Below are 21,541 nucleotides of genomic sequence, written 5' to 3'. Positions count from 1 at the left end.
TCGACGAAGCCGGGGACGACGGTGTACCCGGTCAGGTCGAGGTCGCCGGGCTCGCTCTCGCCTCCGAGGCCGGCGATCCGGTCGCCCTCGACGGCTAGGTGGCCGCCCTCGACGACGCCGCCGGGCAGGACCAGCCGGGCGCCGGCCAGTGCGGTACGGTCACGGTCCGCGGTGGTCACGCGGTCACCTCCATGGAGAGCAGATCCCAGGCGAGCAGGCCCGCGCCCAGGGACGCGGCGGTGTCTTTGAGCATGGCGGGTACGACCTTCGGGGGCATCTGGAAGGTCAGTCGCTCGGTGACCGCCGTGCGCAGCGGGTCGAAGAGCGTGTCACCGGCCTCGGCCAGCCCGCCGCCGACGATCACCGTGGACGGGTCGAGCAGGCTCTGGGCGAGCACGATCCCGTCGGCGAGGGCGTCGACGGCGCCCTGCCAGACCGCGAGCGCGCGGTCGTCCCCGGCGTCCACCGCGGCGGCGCAGGATGCCGCGTCGGCGTCGGGGTCGCCGCTGGCCGCGGCCCAGGCACGGGACACGGCGGAGGCGGAGGCGAGCGTCTCCAGGCAGCCGCGGGCGCCGCAGCCGCACTGCGGTCCGCCCGGGCGGACCACGACGTGGCCGATCTCGCCGCCGTAGCCGTGCGCGCCGGCCTCGATCCGGCCGCCGATGCCGATGGCACCGGCGATGCCGGTGCCCAGCGCGATGAACAGGAAGCGGTCGACGCCCCGGCCGGCGCCGAGCCGGCCCTCGGCCAGGCCGCCCGAGCGCACGTCGTGGCCGAGCGCGACGGGGATGACGGCGCGGTCGGGCCCGGCCAGGCGCTCGCCCAGGAGCTTGCGCAGCGGGAGGTCCCGCCAGCCGAGGTTGGCCGAGTAGACCGCGATGCCGTTCCTCTCGTCGATCGTGCCGGGGACGGCGACGCCGGCCGCGAGCGGGGCGACGCCGAAGCGGCCCCGGCCCTCGTCCGCCAGGTCGGCGGCGAAGTCGAGGATGGCGGTGACCACGGCGTCCGTGCCGTGCTCCCGCCCGGTCGGTCGGCGTGCTTCGAACAGCACGGAGCCGTCCTGGGCGAGCAGCGCGGCCTTCATGCCGGTGCCGCCTACATCGAGTGCGATGACGTGCTTCACGGAGGACAGTTTCCCTTGGTCGGGTAGAAGAGGTCTAGTCCAGTTGTCGGATTGGTCTGGTCCAAAGTAGGTGAGCTTTGTCGCAGATGGGGGCAGTGTGAGCGGCTTTGCGCCGGGCGCCTTCCGTTCACCTTCTGTTGCGCATCGTGCAATGACGTCCGCACTTCGATAACTACTCGGCGGGCTCGGCACAGTGGTGTGGACCACTGCCCGGTGGGTTTGGCAGTGTTGCGCCTCCCCCCTCCCGGATTCCCCCGTCCGGTCGCAGTTCTCCCCTGAAGGCGGTACCCGCGTTGAACAGGCGCGCCCACGTTCCCACCCGCGTCCTCGGCACCGCGCTGGCCGGAGCACTGGTACTCACCGCCGTCAGCGCCTGCGGCGGGCAGGAGGACGGGCCGGTCACCCTCAAGCTGGTCGCCGCCGACTACGGGGAGAGCGCCGACACCAGCTCCAAGCTGTACTGGGACGAGATCGCGCGCGGCTTCGAGGCCGCCAACCCCGGCATCAAGGTCGACGTCGAGGTGGACAGCTGGACCGACATCGGCAAGAAGGTCGACGACATGATCGCGGCCGGCAAGTCCCCCGACCTGCTGCAGACCGGCGGCTTCGCCGACCAGGTCGCGGCGGACCGGCTGTACCCGGCCGCCGACGTGCTCTCGATGGACACCCAGGCCAATTTCCTGGACACCTTCGCGCACGCCGGGCAGGTGCTCGGCACCCAGTACGGCATCCCGTTCGTCTCCTCCTCCCGGGTGCTCTTCTACAACAAGGCGGTCTTCCGCCAGGCCGGCATCACCCAGCCGCCGGCCACCTGGAACGAACTGCGCCAGGACGCCGAGAAGATCAAGGCCAAGGTGCCGGGCGTGACCCCGTACGGGCTGCCGCTCGGGCCGGAGGAGGCGCCGGCCGAGTCCATGCTGTGGACGCTGAGCGGCGGCGGCAGCCTCTCCGACGACGTCGGCAACTACACCATCGACAGCGCCCAGAACCAGGCCACCTTCAGCTGGCTGAAGAACAACCTGGTGGCCACCGGGCTGACCTATCCGGACCCGGGCAAGATGAACCGCACCCCGGTCTTCCAGGACTTCGCGGCCGGGAAGGTCGCGATGCTGAACGGGCACCCGACGCTGCTGCGGATGGCCACCGCCGGGAAGATCGACTTCGGGACGGCGCCGATCCCCAAGAAGGACGGCGTGGGCAAGACCGGCAGCCTCGGCGTCGCGGACTGGATGATGGCGTTCAAGGCCAACGGGCACAAGAACGAGATCAAGAAGTTCCTGTCCTTCGCCTACTCCCGCGAGTTCCAGCTGAAGTTCGACGAGCAGTACAACCTGCTGCCGGTCACCCAGGACGCGTTCAACCAGATGACGTCCGACCCGAAGCACGAGGACCTCAAGCAGTTCGCGGTCGGGCTGACCAACGCCAGCTTCTACCCGTTCGGGGACCCGGCCTGGGGCGACGTCAGCAACCGGATCAAGGCCGGGATCGGGCAGGCCGTCACCGGCGACCCGAAGCAGGCGCTCGCCGGGCTGCAGGACGCGGCGGTCAAGGAGGCGGCCCGGGTCCGCAAGTGAACCCGGGCCGGGGTGCCCTCCAGGGGCGGGGGCGTCAGGGGCGGGCTCGTCAGGGGAGCGTGATGGCGTAGGCCTTGCGGAGCGTCTCGTGGACCGTCCAGGTGGTCCGGTCGCCCTCGCGCAGCACGACGCAGTCGCCCGGGCCGACCTCCAGGGTCGGGCCGCCCTCGACCTCGATGGTGGCCCGGCCGCTGAGCACCACGAACAACTCGTCGGCCTCCACGTCGGTGACCACGCCGGGGGTGATCTGCCAGATGCCGCGCAGCTGGCGGCCGTCGGGGGACTCGGCGAGGACCAGGCCGGAGACCTCCGGGGTGCCGGAGACGATCTGGGCCGGGTCGAGCGGATCGGGTTCGAGGTCGGCGGTGGGGATGTGCACGGCGAAGCTGGGCGTGGTCATACCGCCGACGCTAGCCGGGGCGGCCGGGTGCCGGAGGGCGCACAGTGTGTCCGGCTCACGCGGGAGAATGACACTCCGTAGTGATGGCGGAGGTGTCCTGGTGGGCGAGCTGAGTGAGCGGGACGTGGCGGTGCTGGCCCTGGAGGGGCGGCAGTGGCGGACGGCCGGGGCCAAGGAACGGGCGATCCGGGAGGAGCTGGGGCTCTCCTCCACCCGGTACTACCAGCTGCTGAACGCGCTGCTGGACCGGCCGGAGGCCCTGGCGCACGCCCCTGTCCTGGTGAACCGGCTGCGCCGGATCCGGGAGGCCCGGCGGGCGGCACGGTAGCGGGACGGGGCCGCGGGGTAGGGCTCGGGCATGGGCTTTGACGAGAAGTGGGCGCCGGTCACGGCTGCCGGGCGGGACGGGCTGCGGGCGATCCTGGCGGCGCCGGGCGAGGCGGTGATCGCGCTGGACTTCGACGGGACGCTGGCGCCGATCGTGGCGGATCCCGATCGGGCGCGGGCACATCCGGGGGCGGCGGCCGCGCTGCGGGCGCTGGTGCCGGCGGTGCGGGCCGTGGTGGTGGTGACGGGTCGGCCGGCCGCGCTGGCGGCGGAGTACGGCGGCCTGGACGGGCTGCCCGGGGTCGTGGTGCTGGGGCACTACGGCGCCGAGCGCTGGGAGGGCGGCGAGGTGACCGCGCCGCCGGTGCACCCCGGGGTGGCCGGGGCGCGGGCGGCGCTGCCTGGCCTGCTGGCGGCGGCGGGGGCGCCCGAGGGGACGTGGCTGGAGGACAAGGGGCGCTCGCTGGCGGTGCACACCCGGCGCACGGCGGCGCCCGAGGAGACGCTGGAGCTGCTGCGGGCGCCGGTCGGCGAGCTGGCGGCCGGGCACGGGCTGGTGGTGGAGCCCGGGCGGCTGGTGCTGGAGCTACGGCCGCCGGGGGTGGACAAGGGCGCGGCGCTGACCGGTTTCCTGCGCGAGTGCGGGGCAGGTTCGGTGCTGTACGCGGGGGACGACCTGGGGGACGTGGCGGCCTTCGCGGCGGTGGAGAAGCTGCGCGGCGAGGGGGTGGCGGGGCTGCTGGTGTGCAGCGGCGCGGTGGGGGACGCGCCGGTGCGTGAACTCGCCGACCGGGCCGACCTGGTGGTCCCGGGCCCGGCCGGCGTGGTGGAGCTGCTCGCGGCGCTGGGCGCGGCCGTCGGAGCGGTCTGAGCCGGGCGACGGCGCGTTGAGCGGGCTCAGAGCGCGTTGAGCCGGTTCACAGCGCGTTGAGCTGGTTCACAGCGCGTTGAGCTGGTCGAGGAACCACTGCTGCGGGGGCAGCGCGGTGGCCGCCGCCGCGAGGCGCTTGGTGCGGTCGGCGCGCTCCCCCTCGGGCATGGTGAGGCCGGCGTGCAGGGCGTCGGCGGTGGCGATGATGTCGTACGGGTTGACGGTGAGCGCGTCCTCGGCGAGTTCGGCGTGCGCGCCGGCCTCGCGGGAGAGCACCAGGGCGCAGCCGTGGTCGGACACCACCGGAACCTCCTTGGCGACCAGGTTCATGCCGTCCCGGATCGGGTTGACCAGGGCCACGTCGGCGAGCCGGTAGGCGGCCAGGGAACGCGGGAAGTCGTCGTCGACGTGCAGGATCAGCGGCTGCCAGGCAGGGGTGGCGAACTCGGCGTTGATGTCCTCGGCGAGCCGTTGGACCTGCGCGGTGTAGGCGCGGTACTCGGCGAGGTCGGTGCGCGAGGGGTAGGCGAAGGCGATGTGCACCACCCGGTCGTGCCATTCGGGGCGGGTGCGCAGCAGGTGCCGGTAGGCCTGGAGGCCGCGGACGATGTTCTTGCTCAGCTCGGTGCGGTCGACCCGGACGATGGTGCGCCGCCCGCCGACGGCCTCGCGGAGGGCGTCGAGGCGTTCGTCGACGTCCGGGCGGTGGGAGCGCTCGCGCAGGAAGTCGGCGTCGGCGCCGAGCGCGTGCACGCCGAGCCGGGTGGTGCGGCCGGCGTGGGTGACGGTCATGGCGTCCCGGTCGACCTCGGCACCGAGCAGGTCGGCGCAGCAGTCGGCGAAGGCCAGCGCCCAGCGGCGGGTCAGGAAGCCGGCCCGGTCGGCGCCCAGGATGCCGGTGAGGACGGCCTCGGCGACGTCGTCGGGAAGCAGCCGGAAGTACTCGGGCGGGGCCCACGGGGTGTGCGAGAAGTGGCCGATCCGCAGGTCGGGGCGGGCGGCGCGGAGCAGGGCAGGGGTCAGCGAGAGGTGGTAGTCCTGGACCAGCACGGCGGCCCCGGGGGCGGCCTCGGCGGCCAGCGCCTCGGCGAAGGCGGCGTTGTAGGCGCGGTAGGCGGCCCACTCGGTGCGGAACCCGGCGTCGAAGGCGGGGGCGGTGGGGGTGGCGTAGAGCAGGTGGTGGACGAACCAGAGGGTGGAGTTGGCGACGCCGTTGTAGGCGCGGGCGAAGGTGTCGGGATCGATGTCCAGCATGCGGACGGCCTGGCCGCCCACGTCGTGCCCGGCGAGGTCGAGGCGGCCGTCCGGGGCCCCTCTGGCGGCCTGCCGGTCGGCCGCGCCGAGGGCGGCGCAGACCCAGACGGCGTCGGGGTCGTCGATGGCGGAGAGGCCGGAGACCAGGCCTCCGCCGCCGCGGCGGAGGGTCAGCGTGCCGTCGTCCGCGGTGCCGAACGACACCGGTCCCCGATTGGAGGCCACCAGGACGGGGGCGGTGCCGGTCGCACTCGAACGTTCGGTCGTGAGATCGCCCATGGTTGGTACGTTGCCGGGGCTCCGGAGCGGCAAACCCTTTCGGTGGGTGTTCAGTGTCGGGTCGCGTACTCGGGCACGGTGTGCATGGGCGGGCGTTCCAGGGCGGTCACCGGGTGGGTGTGGGCGGTGAACTCCCGGCTCTGCGGGTCGCGGGTGAACTGGGTCAGCAGCGGGTGGACCAGGTCGGCCGAGGCCTTCAGCCGGTGGGTGCGGTCGAGGCGTTCGAGGGCGGTGCGGTAGATGGTGGCGGCCATCCGGCCGAGGGCCTGGCCGTCCTGGTGCCGGTGGTGCCGGACGCCGACGTCCACCTGGGCCAGGGCGTCCAGCCCGACCGTCTCCAGCGCGTCGACCAGCAGGCCGAGTTCGACGCCGTAGCCGGTGGGGAAGGGGAGCCGTTCGAGCAGCGCGCGGCGGGCCGCGTACTCGCCGCCGAGCGGCTGGACGAAACCGGCGAGTTCCGGCCAGTGCAGGTTGAGCAGCGGGCGGGCGACCAGTTCGGTGACCCGGCCGCCGCCGGCCGGGACCACCGCGCCCTCGGTCTCCAGCGGCCGGTCGTACATGGCCTTGACCAGCTGGATGTCCGGTTCGGTCAGCAGCGGGCCGAGGATGCCGGAGACGAAGGCCGGGTCGAACTCGCGCAGGTCGGCGTCGACGAAGCAGACGATGTCGCCGCGGGTGACCAGCAGCGAGCGCCAGAGCACCTCGCCCTTGCCGGGGACGGCGGGCAGCCGGGGCAGGATCGCGTCGCGGTACTCCACCCGGGCGCCGGCCCGGGCCGCGACGGCGGCGGTGGCGTCGGCCGAGCCGGAGTCGACCACGACGAGTTCGTCGACCAGCGGGAGGCGCTCCATCAGCTCGCGGCGGATGGTGCGGACGATGTCGCCGACGGTGGCCTCCTCGTCCAGCGCGGGCAGCACCACGCTGACCGTGTGGCCGGTCCGGCGCTTGGCCTCCAGCAGGGCGTGCACCGGCCGGTCGACCGCGCTCCACGAGCGGCGGCGCAGCCAGGACGCCGCCTGCGGGAGCAGCGCGGGGGTCGGTTCGGCGGGCACGGGACTCTCCTCGGCGGGGTCGGTGGGACGCGCCATCTCGCGTGGCGGACGATCCCGTTCGGGGTTGACGCCTTCGGATACAGTCTTCGTACAGCGGCCGGACCTTTGCACGCCGGGGTCGCCGTTGAGCACCACCACAATTTCACAAGCTCATCCAGAGGGACTGAGGGAACGGCCCGTTGACGTCCCGGCAACCTTCTCGCGCGGCTGTCTGTCGACAGGCCCCGGCGGGACAGGTGCCAATTCCGGCCTGTGGCGCGACCGTGCCACGGGGAAGATGAGGAGAGAGGCCTCCGCCATCATGGCTATCGACACTGTCGCACCCGCATCCGTGGACCTCGGCCCCGCCACCGCGCTGTCCTGTCGGGAGTGCGGCACCCGCTTCCCGCTCGGTCCGAGCTTCGCCTGCCTGGAGTGCTTCGGCCCGCTGGAGATCGCGTACGACTTCGGCAGCGAGGACGCCGAGGCGCTGCGCCGCCGGATCGAGGCCGGCCCGAGCTCGATCTGGCGCTACGCGCCGCTGCTGCCCGTCCCGGCCGACGTCGCCACCAAGCCCAACCTGAACCCCGGCTGGACCCCGCTGGTCAAGGCGGACAACCTGGGCCGCGAGCTGGGCTTCACCGCGCAGCTGCACATCAAGGACGACTCGGGCAACCCGACCCACTCGTTCAAGGACCGCGTGGTGGCCTGCGCCATCGAGGCCGCGCGGGCCTTCGACTTCACGACGCTCTCCTGCTCCTCCACCGGCAACCTGGCCGGCGCGGTGGGCGCGGCGGCTGCCCGGGCCGGCTTCAAGTCCTGCGTGTTCATCCCGCACGACCTGGAGCAGGGCAAGGTCGTCATGGCCGGGGTGTACGGCGGCGAGCTGGTCGGCATCGAGGGCAACTACGACGACGTGAACCGCTTCTGCTCGGAGCTGATCGGCGACCCGGCCGGCGAGGGCTGGGGCTTCGTCAACGTCAACCTGCGCCCCTACTACGGCGAGGGCTCCAAGACGCTGGCGTACGAGATCTGCGAGCAGCTCGGCTGGCGGCTGCCGGAGCAGATCGTCATCCCGATCGCCTCCGGCTCCCAGCTGACCAAGATCGACAAGGGGCTGCAGGAGCTGATCAGGCTCGGCCTGGTCGAGGACCGGCCGTACAAGGTCTTCGGCGCCCAGGCGGCGGGCTGCTCCCCGGTGTCGGCGGCGTTCAAGGCCGGCCAGGACGTGATCCGCCCGGTCAAGCCGGACACCATCGCCAAGTCGCTGGCGATCGGCAACCCGGCGGACGGCCCGTACGTGCTGGACATCGCCCGGCGCACCGGCGGCGCGGTCGAGGACGTCACCGACGCCGAGGTGGTGGACGCGATCCGGCTGCTGGCCCGGACCGAGGGCGTCTTCGCCGAGACCGCGGGCGGGGTGACCGTCGGCGTGCTGAAGAAGCTGGTGGAGACCGGCCAGCTGGACCCGGCCAAGGAGACCGTCGCGATCAACACCGGCGACGGCCTGAAGACCCTGGACGCCGTCGCCGGGGCCGGGATGACCGCCGTCATCCGCCCGACCCTGGCGTCCTTCCACGACGCCGGCCTCGCGTCCGCCTGAATCCCCCCACCCCGCTGGGCCCTGTCCGCTAGGAGAACCATGAGCGCCAACGTCCGTATCCCCACCATCCTGCGCACCTACACCGGCGGCGCCGCCGAGGTGGCCGCCGAGGGCGCCACCCTGGGCGAGGTCATCGCCGACCTGGAGAAGAACCACGCGGGGATCGCCGCCCGCATCCTGGACGACGCCGGCAAGCTGCGCCGCTTCGTCAACGTCTACGTGAACGACGACGACGTGCGCTTCGCCGAGGGCCTGGCGACCGGGATCGCGGACGGCGCCAGCGTCTCGATCATCCCGGCGGTGGCCGGCGGCTGCTGAGCCGCGCCCCGATCCGGGCACCCCGCCCGAGCCGCTCGTCCGACCGGCCGTCCGCGCGTACGGAATTCCGTTCTCCGTACGCACGGGCGGCCGGCCGCATTTCGGCGGGAATATGGCGGGGTCAAGTCGGAGTAGAGTGTGGCTCGGTTGGGAACAGGGCTTCCCCTCATCCTCACCCGCGAATCACCCGCGAATCGCCGGACGGTCGTCCGGCCGCTGAGACCGGTCGGGTGCCTGGGCCGTGAAACATGTCAGGCAGATGTCAGAATTCCCGCGGGGATTTGCAGTAATCCGTCCGCTATGTCCGGCGTGAAATGCCGAATTCCTCCCGCTTTGGCCCGTCCTGCCCCTTGGCGTGGTGCCGGAATTCCCCGCAGCTGACCCTGTTGCAGAGGGCGTCGATCCGGATACATTCAGCCGCGGTCGACGTAATCACCCGCTCACAGGGCGCCGTCAGGCACCCCCGGCGGAGGGTTGCGGCGTGCACGGCTGCGCCCAGGGGGGGTTCCCCGGGCCGGCCTTCAAACCAGACCCGGGCCCGCGACCTGCGGGCGCGTGAAGGGCCAGCACAGCACTAGGGGAGTTCGGAATGGCTCAGGGCACCGTCAAGTGGTTCAACGCGGAGAAGGGCTACGGCTTCATCGCGGTCGACGGTGGTGCGGACGTCTTCGTCCACTACAGCGCGATCCAGATGGACGGCTACCGCACCCTCGAGGAGGGCCAGCGGGTCGAGTTCGAGATCTCCCAGGGACAGAAGGGCCCGCAGGCGGACATGGTCCGCGCCGCGGTGTGACCCCCTTCCGACCCCAGGAGCTCGGCGCGGCCCACGGCTGGTGACCACTCGCTTCTCGACGGGCCCGTGCGACACGCGTCGTACGGGCCCGTCGGCGTTCCCCGGCGGGGAGTTGCGCGGGTCGGCGGGAGCGCCCCGGGCGGCTCGCGGGATCGCGATTGGGCTTGCACTCGACCACCCCGAGTGCTAATTATTGGCGTTAGCACTCACAGCGTGAGAGTGACAGCGGACCGGGTCGGTGAGGCCCCCGGGAGCGGTAGGGGAAAGGACCCCCGCACACCAGGGCCGTCCGTCGCGGGCACCCCTTGGTCCGAGCAGTCGACCGTGTCCCGGAGGACCACTTCTGATGGCCAAGATCATCGCCTTTGATGAGGAAGCTCGCCGCGGCCTTGAGCGTGGCATGAACCAGCTCGCCGACGCAGTGAAGGTCACGCTCGGCCCCAAGGGTCGCAACGTCGTGCTGGAGAAGAAGTGGGGCGCCCCCACGATCACCAACGACGGTGTCTCCATCGCCAAGGAGATCGAGCTCGAGGACCCCTACGAGAAGATCGGCGCGGAGCTCGTCAAGGAGGTCGCCAAGAAGACCGACGACGTCGCGGGTGACGGCACCACCACCGCCACCGTGCTCGCCCAGGCCCTGGTTCGCGAGGGTCTGCGCAACGTCGCCGCCGGCGCCAACCCGATGGCCCTGAAGCGCGGCATCGAGAAGGCCGTCGCCGCCGTCTCCGACCAGCTGCTGGCCCAGGCCAAGGACGTGGAGACCAAGGAGCAGATCGCCTCCACCGCCTCCATCTCGGCCGCCGACACCCAGATCGGCGAGCTCATCGCCGAGGCCATGGACAAGGTCGGCAAGGAAGGCGTCATCACCGTCGAGGAGAGCAACACCTTCGGTCTGGAGCTCGAGCTCACCGAGGGCATGCGCTTCGACAAGGGCTACATCTCCGCCTACTTCGCGACCGACCTGGAGCGCATGGAGGCGACCTTCGAGGACCCCTACATCCTCATCGCCAACTCCAAGATCGGCTCGGTCAAGGACCTGCTGCCGCTGCTGGAGAAGGTCATGCAGAGCGGCAAGCCGCTCGTCATCATCGCCGAGGACGTCGAGGGCGAGGCCCTGTCGACCCTGGTCGTGAACAAGATCCGCGGCACCTTCAAGTCCGTCGCCGTCAAGGCCCCGGGCTTCGGCGACCGCCGCAAGGCCATGCTCGGCGACATCGCCATCCTCACCGGTGGCACCGTGATCTCCGAGGAGGTCGGCCTCAAGCTGGAGAACGCCGGCATCGACCTGCTGGGCACCGCCCGCAAGGTGGTCATCACCAAGGACGAGACCACCATCGTCGACGGTGGCGGTGACAGCGAGCAGGTCGCCGGCCGCGTGAACCAGATCCGCGCCGAGATCGAGAACAGCGACTCGGACTACGACCGCGAGAAGCTCCAGGAGCGCCTCGCCAAGCTGGCCGGCGGCGTGGCCGTCATCAAGGCCGGCGCGGCCACCGAGGTGGAGCTCAAGGAGCGCAAGCACCGCATCGAGGACGCCGTCCGCAACGCGAAGGCCGCCGTCGAGGAGGGCATCGTCGCCGGTGGTGGCGTCGCGCTGCTCCAGGCCTCGGTCGCCTTCGACAAGCTGGAGCTGGAGGGCGACGAGGCCACCGGTGCCAACATCGTCAAGGTCGCGCTGGAGGCCCCGATCAAGCAGATCGCGACCAACGCCGGCCTGGAGGGTGGCGTCGTGGTGGAGAAGGTGCGCAACCTCCCCGCCGGTCACGGCCTGAACGCGGCCACCAACACCTACGTCGACCTGATCGCCGAGGGCATCATCGACCCGGCCAAGGTGACCCGCTCCGCGCTGCAGAACGCCGCCTCCATCGCGGCGCTGTTCCTCACCACCGAGGCCGTCATCGCCGACAAGCCGGAGAAGGCCGCTGCGGCCGCCGGCGGCGGCATGCCGGGCGGTGACATGGACTTCTGATCCTGATCGCACCGATCGGATCGGCTGGTTCCTGATCGTGTGGGCGGTCCCCTTCGGGGGGCCGCCCACACGGCGTTCTACCGGAGAATGGACAGATGGCTTCCGACGACATCGAGACCGCGCTGTACAACGCGCGGGCGCTGATCCTGGCCGACCTCACCTCGCGGGACGTGGCGGACGCCGCCGTCGTCTCCCTGGTGGAGCAGGCCGTGACGCACCGCCGCTGGTGGTTGGAGCAGTGGCCGGACGGCACCGGGTACGTGCTCGGGCTGGTCGCCCAGGACGTCCAGGACGCGCTGCTGGAGGCGTACGGGCGCTGGCCGCTGTGCACCGCCTGCGCCGCCGACGGGGACCCGCACGCGCTCGGCGTGGAGCCGGAGCTGGGGCCGGAGCCGCACTGGGTGTGCGGCAAGCAGGGCGCGGTGGTCGCGCCGGTGGGGGAGCTCTCCTAGCCCGCTCGTGGTCCGCTCCCAGCCCGCTCCTGGTCCGTTCCCAGTCCGCTCGTGGTCCGCGTCGTGGACCGGGCGGCGGGAGTACTGGACCTATAGGTAGGTTGACGATATATGTAGTCGTATGACTGAACGCTCGATGCAGGAGCCGACGCTGCTGCTGCTCACCGCTCTGGCGGACGCCCCGAGACACGGCTACGCCCTCATCCAGGAGATCGCCGCCATCTCCGAGGGCCGGGTCAAGATGCGCACCGGCACCCTGTACGGCGCCCTCGACCGCCTGCTCCAGCAGGGGCTGATCGAGGTCGCCGCGGAGGAGGTCGTGGACGGGCGGGCGCGGCGCAGCTACGCGCTGACCAGCGTCGGCCGGGAGGCGCTGGCCTCCGAGGCGGAGCGGCTGCGGGCCGTCGCCACCGAGGCGGAGCGCCGTCTCGCGAACGTCTGGTCGGCGCTCCAGGGCAAGCCGGAGCCGGAGGGGAAGTCGATGATGAGGGGGTTCTTCGCATGACCATGACCACACCGACGATGGGGGCGCCTTCGACCGCGCTGCGGGCGGCGCTGCAGTTCTACCCGCCCCGCTACCGCCGGGAGCGCGGCGAGGAACTGGCCGCGGTGTTCGCCGACACCACGGCGGAGGCGGGCCGCTCGGCCGTCGCCCGTGAGGCGTTCGACCTGGCCGCGTACGGGCTGCGGGTGCGGCTCGGGCTGACCGGCTCCTCGCTGGCCGGGCGGGTGCTCGCGCTGGCCGCGCCGATGGTCGCCGGGGCGCTGGCCGGTGCGGCGCTGGTGCCGTGGGTGAGCGATGCGGAGCGGGCCGCCCGCCGGCTGACCTGGGACCCCTCGTACACCACGTACGCGCTGACCATCGCGCCGCCGGTGATCGCGCTGCTGCTCGCGGTGGCCGTCGTGACGGGGCGCTGGACGGCGGTGCGGGTCATCTCGCTGCTCCAGGCCGTCTCCGCGCTGTTCGTGCTGGCGCAGGCCGTCGTGCTGCCGCCGGAATTCGACCTCTGGGGGGTGGGGGACAGCAGCGTGGCCACCATGCCGTTCGTGTTGGGGGCGCTGCTGCTGGCCGCGGCGCCGACGGAGTTGCTGCCCAGGGCCTCCTGGCGTTCCGGCGGGCTGGCGCTGGCCTCGGTCCTCGGGGGCGGGCTGCTGGTGGCGCTCCAGCACTGGGGCGACTCCACCTTCCCGCTGGACATGCAGTGGTTCGCGGCGCTGCTGATCGGGCCGCTGCTGCTGACCTTCACCGCGCTGCGCGGCCGGGTGCTGCCGGCGGCCGTCGGGGTCGCGGTGCTGTCGCTGACGATGTTCGCGGGCCTGTTCAACATCTGGCGCGAGGGCCGCGGGTTCTGGCACGTGCTGCCGATGGCGGCGCCGGTGCTGCTGCTCCTGGTGGCGGCCGCGGTGGCGATGCGCCGGATCGGGGCCGGCGACGGGCCCGGCGGACGGTTCGGCGGATGGTTCGGCGGGGACTCCGGGAAGGGGCGCAGCCTGGCGTGACCCGGGGGGCGGGGCGAAGTGCTCGCCGGGCCCGGCCGGATGTGGCAACCTACTGATATGTCTAGACCAATTTTCGAAGTCATCGCGCTGACGCCCCAGGACGCCCAGGCTGCCGAGTCGGGCGGCGCCGACCGGCTCGAACTGGTCACCGACATGGCCGCGGACGGGCTCACCCCGTCCGTCGAGGACTTCGCCCGGATCCGGGCCGCCGTCGACATCCCGCTGCGCGTCATGCTCCGGGTCCGGGACGGCTTCGCGCCCGGCGGCCTGGACGAACTGGCCGCCCGGGCCGCCGCGTTGCGGGCCGAGGGCGCCGAGGAGTTCGTCTTCGGCTTCCTCCACGCCGACGGCACCGTCGACCTGGCCGCCACCGCCGCCGTCGCCGAGGCGGTGGCCGGCTGCCGCTGGACCTTCCACCGGGCGATCGACCACAGCGCCGACCGGGCCGCCCTGCGGGCCGCCGTCGGCGCGCTGCCCGGGCTGGACACCTTCCTCACCTCGGGCGCGCCTGCCGGCGTCGACGCCGGGTACGAGGTGCTGCTGGCGGAGCAGGCCCGCGCGGGCGAGCCCGGGTACGGGCAGCGGATCCTGATCGGCGGCGGCCTGCGGGCCGAACACCTGAAGGGGCTGCGGGCCGAGGGCTTCGACGGCTTCCACGTCGGCGGTGCGGTGCGGGTCGACGGCTGGCGGACGCCGGTGGACGCGGCCAAGGTCGCCGAGTGGCGGGCCCTGATCGACGCCTGAGCGTGCGCGGAGGGCGGGGGCCGGTCCCGGTGGGGCCGGCCCCCGCCGCTCGGTTCCTCAGCGCAGCTGCGCGGGCAGCGGTTCGCCGTGCAGCACCGTCAGGCCGGAGACGGCACGGGTGAGCGCCACGTACAGCCGCCGCAGGCCGGTCCGCTCGTCCGGCTCGCCCGCGATCACCGCGGCCGGCTCGTCCAGCACCACGTAGTCGTACTCCAGACCCTTGGCCAGCGAGGCCGGCACGAGCGTCAGCCGGGCCTCGGCGCTGGTCTCGGCGCCGGGGGACAGGTACGGCAGGCCGGCCGCGGTCAGCGCCTCGGCGAGCAGCGGGATCCGGGCGTCGGCGGCGATCAGCCCGGTCGAGCCCTCGTGCTCCAGCGCCTCGCGGCAGGCCGCCACGACGGCGGGCACGGCCTCCGCGTCCGGGAGGCGGCGGATCGTCAGCGAGCCGGGGGCGTCGCGGACGGAGGTCGCCGGGGCCAGGCCCGGGGCGATCGCCGGGAGCAGCCGGGAGGCGTACGCGATGACCTCCTCCGGCACCCGGAAGCCCTTGGTCAGCTCCTCGACGTGGGCGTCCGGCTTGCCCAGGTGGCGCAGCGCGTCCGGCCAGCTCGCCGTCGCCCACGGGGTGGTGCCCTGGGCGAGGTCGCCGAGGACGGTCGCCGAGCCGGTCGTGCAGCGCCGGCCGACCGCGCGGTACTGCATCGGGGAGAGGTCCTGCGCCTCGTCCAGCACCACGTGCCCGAGCGAGGGGGTGCGCTGCACCAGGTCCGTCGCCTCGTCGACCAGGACGGCGTCGGCCTGCGTCCAGCGGGCCGTCTTCACCGAGCGGCCCGGCTTGGGCCACAGCACCGCCTGCTGCTCCTCCGGGGTCAGCACGCCCTCCGCGCAGGCGGCCAGGAACTCCGGGTCGGAGAGCAGTCGCAGCACCAGCTTCGCCGGGTCGACCGCCGGCCAGCACTCCTTGGCCACCGCCTTGACCGCGGGGTTGCGGGCCACCGCGTCCTGCACCCGGTCGTCGGGGGCCTCGCCGGACTGTTCCATCTTCAGCAGCACGGTGTGCGCGATCCGCTGTGGCAGGGCGTCCCTGGCGGCGCCGTAGCGCACCTCGCGGCTCTTCAACTCCTCGATGATCGCGGTGAGTTCGTGCACCTGGACGCGCCAGCGGCGGGAGCCGCGGACCACCACGCAGGGCTCGGTGGGCAGCGTGATGCCCGCGCGCACCGCCCGGCGCAGCACCTCGGCCATCCGGGCGTCGCCCTTCAGCCGGGCCGCCCGCGGGTCGTCCTCGCCGCGCACCTCGACGTGCCCGACCAGCTGCTGCACGGTCGCCTGGTTGACGTCCAGCTCGCCCAGGGCCGGGAGCACCTGCTCGATGTAGGAGAGGAAGGCGTTGTTCGGCCCGATCACCAGCGTGCCCGTCCGGGCGAGGCGCTCGCGGTGCGCGTAGAGCAGGTACGCGACGCGGTGCAGGCCCACGGCCGTCTTCCCGGTGCCGGGGGCGCCCTGGACGCAGATGGTGCCCGTCACGTCGGAGCGGACGATCTCGTCCTGCTCGGGCTGGATGGTGGCGACGATGTCGCGCATCGGGCCGACGCGGGGCTTCTCGATCTCGGCGGCGAGCAGGGCGGAGGCGGTGTCCGCCTCCGCCGGGTCGCTCAGGTGCTCGTCCTCGTAGGCGGTGAGCTCGCCGCCGGTGTAGCCGAAGCGGCGGCGGCGTTCGACGTCCAGCGGCTCGGTGCGGCTGGCCCGGTAGAACGGCTGGGAGACCGGCGCGCGCCAGTCGATCACCATCGGGTCGCCGTCGGCGTCGTGGACGTGCCGGCGCCCGATGTAGAAGCTCTCCCCGCCGCCTCCTTCGCTCAGCTCCTCGCTGATCGTGTGCAGGTAGTCCAGGCGGCCGAAGAACAGCGGGGTGTGCGAGAGGTCGGCGAGGGCGGCGATCCGGGCCTCGATCTGGTTCTGGAGGACGGCGGCGGACACCCAGGTGCCGGTCACGTCGCGCAGGTCCAGCGACTGGACGTCCTCGCGCATCGCTCGCAGCGCGGACCGGGACGCGGCCAGGTGGTCGCGTTCGCGCTGGAGGGGGTCGGTGGTGGGGGTGGCGGGCACAGCGAACCTTCCCGGCTGCGCCGGAAGCGGGCGCAGCGGATCGATGGAGCTCACGGTGGGTACGGCCGACCGGTTGCCGTGCGGTCGGCGCCTCCCCCGGCTGCCCGCGCGACTTCAGCGGGTACCACGGTTCGGGAGGGGGCAGACGGACGATCCTAGACCCGGGCGCCCCGGGGTTCCAGCCCCGCAGGTCCCAGCCCCGCAGGTCCCGGGCCCGCGGGTCCCGGCCCCCGTACGGCCCGGAGGACGTGCGCGACGGCGGCGCCGCCCCGGGCACCGCCGCGCGCGTGGTCCTCCTCGGGCGCGACGGTGTCCGGTACCGGGGCGTGTCCTACCGCACGTCCTACAGCACGTCGTCCGCGTCGATGATGCGGTACGCGTAGCCCTGCTCGGCCAGGAAGCGCTGCCGGTGGGCGGCGAAGTCCTGGTCCACGGTGTCCCGGGCGACCACCGAGTAGAAGTGCGCCGAGTGGCCGTCCGCCTTCGGACGCAGGACGCGGCCCAGGCGCTGGGCCTCCTCCTGGCGGGAGCCGAACGTCCCGGAGACCTGGATGGCCACGGTGGCCTCGGGCAGGTCGATCGAGAAGTTCGCGACCTTGGAGACCACCAGGACGCCGATCTCCTTGTTGCGGAACGCCTCGAAGAGCTTCTCGCGCTGGGCGTTGCTGGTCTCGCCCTTGATCACGGGCGCGTCCAGCACCTCGCCGAGCTCGTCCAGCTGGTCGATGTACTGGCCGATGACCAGCGTCTGGTCCTTCTCGTGCTTCTTCACCAGCGCCTCCACCACCCGCCGCTTGGTCGCCGTGGTGGCGCAGAAGCGGTAGCGCTCCTCGGGCTCGGCGGTGGCGTACGCCAGGCGCTCCGAGTCGGTCAGGGTGACCCGCACCTCGCAGCAGTCGGCGGGCGCGATGTAGCCCTGTGCCTCGATCTCCTTCCACGGCGCGTCGAAGCGCTTGGGCCCGATCAGGCTGAACACGTCGCCCTCGCGGCCGTCCTCGCGCACCAGCGTCGCGGTCAGGCCCAGGCGGCGGCGGGCCTGGAGGTCGGCGGTGAACTTGAACACCGGCGCCGGCAGCAGGTGCACCTCGTCGTAGACCACCAGGCCCCAGTTGCGGGCGTCGAACAGCTCCAGGTGCGCGTAGGCGCCCTTCCGCTTGGTGGTCATCACCTGGTAGGTGGCGATGGTGACCGGGCGGATCTCCTTGCGCGTCCCGCTGTACTCGCCGATCTCCTCCTCGGTGAGCGAGGTGCGCTTGACCAGCTCGTGCTTCCACTGGCGGGCCGAGACGGTGTTGGTGACCAGGATCAGCGTCGTCGACTTGGCGTGCGCCATCGCGGCCGCGCCGACCAGCGTCTTGCCGGCGCCGCAGGGCAGCACCACGACGCCCGAGCCGCCGTGCCAGAAGCCCTCGACGGCCTGCGCCTGGTACGGGCGCAGCCGCCAGCCGTCCTCGTCCAGCTCGATCGGGTGCGCCTCGCCGTCCACGTACCCGGCGAAGTCCTCGGCCGGCCAGCCGAGCTTGAGCAGCACCTGCTTGATCTGGCCGCGCTCGGAGGGGTGCACCACCACCGTGTCCGGGTCGACCCGGGCGCCGACCAGCGGCGCGATCTTCTTGGAGCGCAGCACCTCCTCCAGCACCGGCCGGTCGGTGGTGGCGAGCACCAGCCCGTGCGTCGGGTGCTTGAGCAGCTGGAGCCGCCCGTAGCGGCCCATGGTGTCCGCCACGTCCACCAGCAGCGCGTGCGGCACCGGGTAGCGCGAGTACGTCACCAGGGCGTCGACCACCTGCTCAGCGTCGTGCCCCGCCGCCCGCGCGTTCCACAGCCCGAGCGGAGTCACCCGGTACGTGTGCACGTGCTCGGGGGCGCGCTCCAACTCGGCGAACGGCGCGATGACGCGGCGGCACTCGGCGGCCTTGGGGTGATCGATCTCCAGGAGAAGAGTTTTGTCACTCTGGACGATGAGCGGTCCGTCGTTCACGCGGGGAAGCCCTCCACTGGCTGACAGGCTGGATTGACGCAGACCCTCCAGTGTCGCGCATTCCGCGGCGAACGTGGTCGGGCTCCTTCCGAACGGGAACGGGCTCCTTCCGTTCGTACGGGCGACCGAGCCCGCGCTCCGGGCGACGGCGCCGGGTGACCACGGTGCGCATCGCTCGTTGAGCCGGTCATGAAGAAGTCGAAGCGCGTTCTCACCGCTCTCGCCCTGATGGGCACGGCCTTCGCGGCCACCGCCTCGTCCGCCGGCTCCGCGCACGCCCTCGCGGGGATCGGGGAGGGGCCCGGCGGGTTGCTCGCCGCGCCCGGATTCCTGATCGCCGACCAGGTCGGCGGCGGCTCGCTGCCGGTCGGGCAGGGGGAGATCGGCAGCCTGGCGGACAAGGCCGTCAAGGAGAAGATGAAGGAGTCGCAGGGGCACTGAGCCCGGCCCTGCCGCCGGGGTTACTCGTCGAGCTCCGCGACGCCGGTGATGCGGTGCAGGGCGAAGGTGCGGAGCTCGTCGGCGTGGTGGTCGAAGGCGGTGACGAAGCCGCCTTCGACCTTGACCGGGTCGATGATCCGCTGGCTGGCGATGCCCTCGGCGTTGAGGTAGCCGATCCACATCCGTTCGCCGAGCAGGACGGCGGTCTGCAGGGCCGCGAGGGTCTCGGCGGCGGCGGTGCGGGGCAGCTGGCGCGGGTCGGGGGTGGAGTCCCGGCGGTTGACGGTGGCGGCGCGGTCGCCGGCCCGGATGGCCTTGATGGCGGCGGCGAGCAGGGTGTCGTCCGGGGTCGGCGGGCCGTCCGGGACGGGCGCGGGGGCGGTGCGGGGCGGGGTGCGGTGGCTGTCCTGGCGGGTGATCAGGACGTCGCCCTCGGCGGACTCGGCGGCCGGGGCGTAGCCCATCGCGCGCAGGGCGGCGAGCAGGGCGTCCGGGGCGGCCTGGGCGGCGAGGACGGTGGGGGCGAGCAGCCGCAGCCGCAGGTCGGCGGAGCGGCGGTCGGCGAGGACCTCGTTCAGCAGGGACGGGTCGTCGCAGCGCAGGTAGGAGGAGGCGGCGCCGACCCGCAGGATGCCGTGCCGGCGGGCGACGTCGTCGATCAGGTAGGCGAGCGGCTGCGGGACGGGCGTCCGGGAGTGCTGCTCCAGGAAGGCCCGCAGGTCGGCGGCGGTGCGTCCGGCGTCGAGGGCGCGGCGGACGGACACCGGGGTGAAGCGGTAGACGGTGGCGCCGCCCTTGGACTCGATGTCGGCGCACAGCGCGAGGGCCTGGGCGAGCGGGGTGAGCAGCGGGCCGGGGGCGATCGCGGTGAGGTCCGGTTGCAGGATCACGTGGTCGAGCGGCTGCGGCAGCAGCGGGGCGAGCACCTCGGCCGGGTCGGATTCGGCGGTGAGCAGGGCGCGGGCGGGGGCGGCGAGGGCGCCGCGGCCGGTGACGCCGAGGAGTTCGGCCTCGGCGAGGGTCCAGGCGGTGAGGTCGTCGCGCAGCTCGTGGCCGTCCGGGCCGGTCGGGCCGCCGCGCAGCGGGCGCTGCCAGCGCAGGGTGGGCAGGAGTTCGGCGGCGGTGGCGGGGGTGCCGGGCGGGAGCTCGGCGAGCAGCGCGAGGGTGGCGCGGCGGACGGACGGGGCGAGGGTGCGGTCGAGTTCGGGCCCGAGGGCGGCGCGCGGCTTGCCCTTGCCGTCCGGGGTGCCGGTGAGGGCGGGGACGCGGGTGGCGGCGAGCCAGGCGGCGGCGAGGACGGACCAGCGTTCGGCGGTGTCCCGCTGGAGCCAGCCGTCGTAGGCCGGGGTCGGGGCCCAGCGTTCGTCGGCCTCGCCGTCGGGGGCCAGCAGTCCGGCGGCGTAGGCGAGTTCGAGCCAGAAGGCGGACTGCTGCTCGGTGGTCTCCAGGGCCTGCGCGGTGCGCTTGAGGTCGCGGACGCCGAGGCCGCCGGCGCGCAGCGTGGGCGGCGGGGTGAGGCCCCAGGTGTCGAGGAGTTCCTCGACGGTCTTGACGGCGGTGTGGGCCTGGCCGGCCGCCGCGCCGTCCACAGCCTGTGGATCGCGCGGGGCGGCGGCCGGGGCGGGCTCGGGCTGGACCGGCTCGACGGCGCGGTGGGTGCGGCCGCCGCGCAGGTGCAGGGCCAGTTCGCGCGGCAGGACGACGCTGCCCGGCCCGCTGGGCAGCAGCAGCCCGCGGGCGAGCAGCCACTCGACGGGGCTCTGCGCGTCCTCGGCGGTGACCGGGCGGGTGGCGTCCGGGACGGTGCCGGTCGGCGGCCCCCAGACCAGCCGTTCCAGTAGCCGCAGCGCGGCCTCGGGGGCGGTGTCGAGCAGCGCCGCGCAGCGGGCGCGGTCGTTCAGCAGGGAGGTGAGCGCGTCGACGGCGGTGACCGGGTCCGGGGTGGCGGGCTGCCCGGCGGAGGCGAGCAGCTGTTGCAGCCGGGCCGGGGACATGCCGACGGTCGCGTCGGAGAGGGTCGGGCCGAGGCCGGTGCGGCCGGGGTTGGCGGCCGTCGGGGCGAGTGCCTCGCGGACGGCGAGGACCAGCCGCAGGCCGTTGTCCGGGCCCCAGAGCAGCGCCCGGTCGCGCAGGGTGGCGATCGCCCGGGGGAGGGCGGCGGCGACGGCGGACCGGTCGGCGGGCGTCAGCGGGGTCGCGCCGGGGTGCGGCTTGACCTTGGCCGGGCCGGTCAGCAGGGTGCGGACGGTGGCCAGGCCGGTGCCGTCCGGGGCGGTGGCCAGGGCCTCGGCGACTTGCAGGGTGAAGCGGTCCAGGCGCTCCAGGGCGCGCAGCGCCGAGGCGCGGGAGGAGAGCCGGGCGGACAGCTGGGTGAGGTCGCCGGGGACGGGGTTGAGCAGGTCGGGGCGGGAGCGGAGCAGGGCGGCGAGCGCGTCGTCGGGGCGGGCGCGCAACTCCTCGGCGAGGGTGCGGGGGCCGGCGGCGGACCTGCCCTGGCGTTGAGGGCCCTGCTGTGTGGTCATTCGACCTAGGTTAGTCGGGCGGGCGGACGGCGGGGTGTCCGTGCGGCGGCCCGTGGTGGACCGGTCCTCAGGACTCGCGCGGGCGGGGGCGGGGTGGGTAGCGTCACGGCCGAGGGTGGTTCGGTGGGCCGGGGTTCGGGCGCGAGGCGGGGTGTCGGTGATGACGGACGGCGAGTGGTGGCGCAGGAGCGGGCCGTGGAGCGGCCGTTCGGGGGGCGGGGCGGGGGCCTCCGGCGGGTCTGCCGGGTCC

Annotated in this window: 19 protein-coding genes and 1 riboswitch; of the genes, 12 read left to right on the top strand and 7 right to left on the bottom strand. The window is 73.5% G+C overall.

The features are described 5' to 3' along the window. Positions 1-175 precede the first annotated feature (175 nt). Positions 176-1,123 (bottom strand): ROK family protein, encoded by a 948-nt coding sequence (locus AB0P03_RS33195; protein ID WP_363584870.1) that lies wholly within the window; start codon positions 1,121-1,123, stop codon positions 176-178. A gap of 293 nt (positions 1,124-1,416) precedes the next feature. Between AB0P03_RS33195 and AB0P03_RS33190 the strand changes: the two genes are divergently transcribed. Then, positions 1,417-2,697, top strand: a complete 1,281-nt coding sequence (locus tag AB0P03_RS33190) for an extracellular solute-binding protein (RefSeq protein WP_363619090.1) — start codon at positions 1,417-1,419, stop codon at positions 2,695-2,697. Positions 2,698-2,746: 49 nt separating this feature from the next. On the opposite strand, the gene AB0P03_RS33185 is transcribed toward AB0P03_RS33190, so the two are convergent. Continuing rightward, positions 2,747-3,097, bottom strand: a complete 351-nt coding sequence (locus AB0P03_RS33185) for a cupin domain-containing protein (RefSeq protein ID WP_363632273.1) — start codon at positions 3,095-3,097, stop codon at positions 2,747-2,749. A 67-nt stretch (positions 3,098-3,164) separates the two neighbouring features. Between AB0P03_RS33185 and AB0P03_RS33180 the strand changes: the two genes are divergently transcribed. Next, positions 3,165-3,425: a DUF3263 domain-containing protein gene (locus AB0P03_RS33180; protein ID WP_363584876.1), complete on the top strand. Its 261-nt coding sequence runs from the start codon at positions 3,165-3,167 to the stop codon at positions 3,423-3,425. Positions 3,426-3,455: 30 nt separating this feature from the next. Then, positions 3,456-4,295, top strand: coding sequence for a trehalose-phosphatase (gene otsB / locus AB0P03_RS33175; protein ID WP_363632271.1), 840 nt, complete (start codon positions 3,456-3,458; stop codon positions 4,293-4,295). Positions 4,296-4,361: 66 nt separating this feature from the next. Here otsB and AB0P03_RS33170 read toward each other — a convergent pair whose 3' ends face one another. Further along, positions 4,362-5,828, bottom strand: a complete 1,467-nt coding sequence (locus tag AB0P03_RS33170) for a trehalose-6-phosphate synthase (protein ID WP_363632269.1) — start codon at positions 5,826-5,828, stop codon at positions 4,362-4,364. 50 nt (positions 5,829-5,878) lie between these two features. Beyond that, positions 5,879-6,856, bottom strand: a complete 978-nt coding sequence (locus tag AB0P03_RS33165; protein ID WP_363632276.1) for a glucosyl-3-phosphoglycerate synthase — start codon at positions 6,854-6,856, stop codon at positions 5,879-5,881. A 171-nt stretch (positions 6,857-7,027) separates the two neighbouring features. Beyond that, positions 7,028-7,164: riboswitch (SAM riboswitch) on the top strand. A gap of 17 nt (positions 7,165-7,181) precedes the next feature. On the opposite strand from AB0P03_RS33165, the gene thrC reads away from it, so the two are divergent. From thrC to AB0P03_RS33125, 8 genes are all read left to right on the top strand, one after another. Further along, positions 7,182-8,462 (top strand): threonine synthase, encoded by a 1,281-nt coding sequence (gene thrC, locus AB0P03_RS33160; RefSeq protein WP_363584884.1) that lies wholly within the window; start codon positions 7,182-7,184, stop codon positions 8,460-8,462. 39 nt (positions 8,463-8,501) lie between these two features. Continuing rightward, positions 8,502-8,780, top strand: coding sequence for a MoaD/ThiS family protein (locus AB0P03_RS33155; RefSeq protein ID WP_363584886.1), 279 nt, complete (start codon positions 8,502-8,504; stop codon positions 8,778-8,780). 589 nt (positions 8,781-9,369) lie between these two features. Next, on the top strand, positions 9,370-9,573 hold the full coding sequence (locus AB0P03_RS33150) for a cold-shock protein (RefSeq protein WP_030289665.1): 204 nt from the start codon (positions 9,370-9,372) through the stop codon (positions 9,571-9,573). A gap of 346 nt (positions 9,574-9,919) precedes the next feature. Next, positions 9,920-11,542 (top strand): chaperonin GroEL, encoded by a 1,623-nt coding sequence (groL, locus tag AB0P03_RS33145; RefSeq protein ID WP_063348228.1) that lies wholly within the window; start codon positions 9,920-9,922, stop codon positions 11,540-11,542. Positions 11,543-11,637: 95 nt separating this feature from the next. Beyond that, on the top strand, positions 11,638-11,994 hold the full coding sequence (locus AB0P03_RS33140; protein ID WP_363632265.1) for a hypothetical protein: 357 nt from the start codon (positions 11,638-11,640) through the stop codon (positions 11,992-11,994). Positions 11,995-12,115: 121 nt separating this feature from the next. Next, on the top strand, positions 12,116-12,499 hold the full coding sequence (locus AB0P03_RS33135; RefSeq protein ID WP_363584890.1) for a PadR family transcriptional regulator: 384 nt from the start codon (positions 12,116-12,118) through the stop codon (positions 12,497-12,499). Further along, complete coding sequence (locus AB0P03_RS33130) at positions 12,496-13,494, top strand: hypothetical protein (protein ID WP_363632263.1); 999 nt, start codon at positions 12,496-12,498, stop codon at positions 13,492-13,494. Before AB0P03_RS33135 ends, AB0P03_RS33130 begins: the two co-directional genes overlap by 4 nt. A 57-nt stretch (positions 13,495-13,551) precedes the next feature. Beyond that, complete coding sequence (locus AB0P03_RS33125) at positions 13,552-14,238, top strand: copper homeostasis protein CutC (protein WP_363632261.1); 687 nt, start codon at positions 13,552-13,554, stop codon at positions 14,236-14,238. 57 nt (positions 14,239-14,295) lie between these two features. On the opposite strand, the gene AB0P03_RS33120 is transcribed toward AB0P03_RS33125, so the two are convergent. Together AB0P03_RS33120 and AB0P03_RS33115 are read right to left on the bottom strand one after the other, a co-directional pair. Further along, positions 14,296-16,347 carry an AAA family ATPase gene (locus AB0P03_RS33120; protein ID WP_363632260.1) on the bottom strand — a complete coding sequence of 684 codons (2,052 nt, stop codon included), beginning with the start codon at positions 16,345-16,347 and terminating at the stop codon, positions 14,296-14,298. 343 nt (positions 16,348-16,690) lie between these two features. Continuing rightward, a complete protein-coding gene (locus tag AB0P03_RS33115; RefSeq protein WP_063348223.1) occupies positions 16,691-18,328 on the bottom strand; it encodes a DNA repair helicase XPB in 1,638 nt (545 codons plus the stop codon). A 189-nt stretch (positions 18,329-18,517) separates the two neighbouring features. Here AB0P03_RS33115 and AB0P03_RS33110 point away from each other — a divergent pair, with 189 nt between their 5' ends. After that, complete coding sequence (locus AB0P03_RS33110) at positions 18,518-18,769, top strand: hypothetical protein (RefSeq protein WP_280678786.1); 252 nt, start codon at positions 18,518-18,520, stop codon at positions 18,767-18,769. Between the two features lie 20 nt (positions 18,770-18,789). Here the strand turns inward: AB0P03_RS33110 and AB0P03_RS33105 are convergent, their stop codons facing one another. Next, positions 18,790-21,291, bottom strand: a complete 2,502-nt coding sequence (locus tag AB0P03_RS33105; RefSeq protein WP_363632258.1) for a helicase C-terminal domain-containing protein — start codon at positions 21,289-21,291, stop codon at positions 18,790-18,792. Positions 21,292-21,541 lie beyond the last annotated feature (250 nt).

It is taken from the genome of Kitasatospora sp. NPDC088779, from assembly GCF_040685395.1.
In the GTDB taxonomy this organism is placed as follows: Bacteria; Actinomycetota; Actinomycetes; order Streptomycetales; family Streptomycetaceae; genus Kitasatospora.
Note: the sequence above shows the minus strand (reverse complement) of the source record. Positions and strands in the feature narration are given on the sequence as shown.

Coding starts and splice junctions, on each gene's coding strand:
- AB0P03_RS33130 (WP_363632263.1), top strand. CDS start 12,496: ATGACCATGACCACACCGACGATGGGGGCGCCTTCGACCGCGCTGCGG.
- AB0P03_RS33180 (WP_363584876.1), top strand. CDS start 3,165: ATGACACTCCGTAGTGATGGCGGAGGTGTCCTGGTGGGCGAGCTGAGT.
- thrC (WP_363584884.1), top strand. CDS start 7,182: ATGGCTATCGACACTGTCGCACCCGCATCCGTGGACCTCGGCCCCGCC.
- AB0P03_RS33155 (WP_363584886.1), top strand. CDS start 8,502: ATGAGCGCCAACGTCCGTATCCCCACCATCCTGCGCACCTACACCGGC.
- AB0P03_RS33150 (WP_030289665.1), top strand. CDS start 9,370: ATGGCTCAGGGCACCGTCAAGTGGTTCAACGCGGAGAAGGGCTACGGC.
- groL (WP_063348228.1), top strand. CDS start 9,920: ATGGCCAAGATCATCGCCTTTGATGAGGAAGCTCGCCGCGGCCTTGAG.
- AB0P03_RS33185 (WP_363632273.1), bottom strand. CDS start 3,097: ATGACCACGCCCAGCTTCGCCGTGCACATCCCCACCGCCGACCTCGAA.
- otsB (WP_363632271.1), top strand. CDS start 3,456: ATGGGCTTTGACGAGAAGTGGGCGCCGGTCACGGCTGCCGGGCGGGAC.
- AB0P03_RS33170 (WP_363632269.1), bottom strand. CDS start 5,828: ATGGGCGATCTCACGACCGAACGTTCGAGTGCGACCGGCACCGCCCCC.
- AB0P03_RS33140 (WP_363632265.1), top strand. CDS start 11,638: ATGGCTTCCGACGACATCGAGACCGCGCTGTACAACGCGCGGGCGCTG.
- AB0P03_RS33125 (WP_363632261.1), top strand. CDS start 13,552: ATGTCTAGACCAATTTTCGAAGTCATCGCGCTGACGCCCCAGGACGCC.
- AB0P03_RS33135 (WP_363584890.1), top strand. CDS start 12,116: ATGACTGAACGCTCGATGCAGGAGCCGACGCTGCTGCTGCTCACCGCT.
- AB0P03_RS33110 (WP_280678786.1), top strand. CDS start 18,518: ATGAAGAAGTCGAAGCGCGTTCTCACCGCTCTCGCCCTGATGGGCACG.
- AB0P03_RS33105 (WP_363632258.1), bottom strand. CDS start 21,291: ATGACCACACAGCAGGGCCCTCAACGCCAGGGCAGGTCCGCCGCCGGC.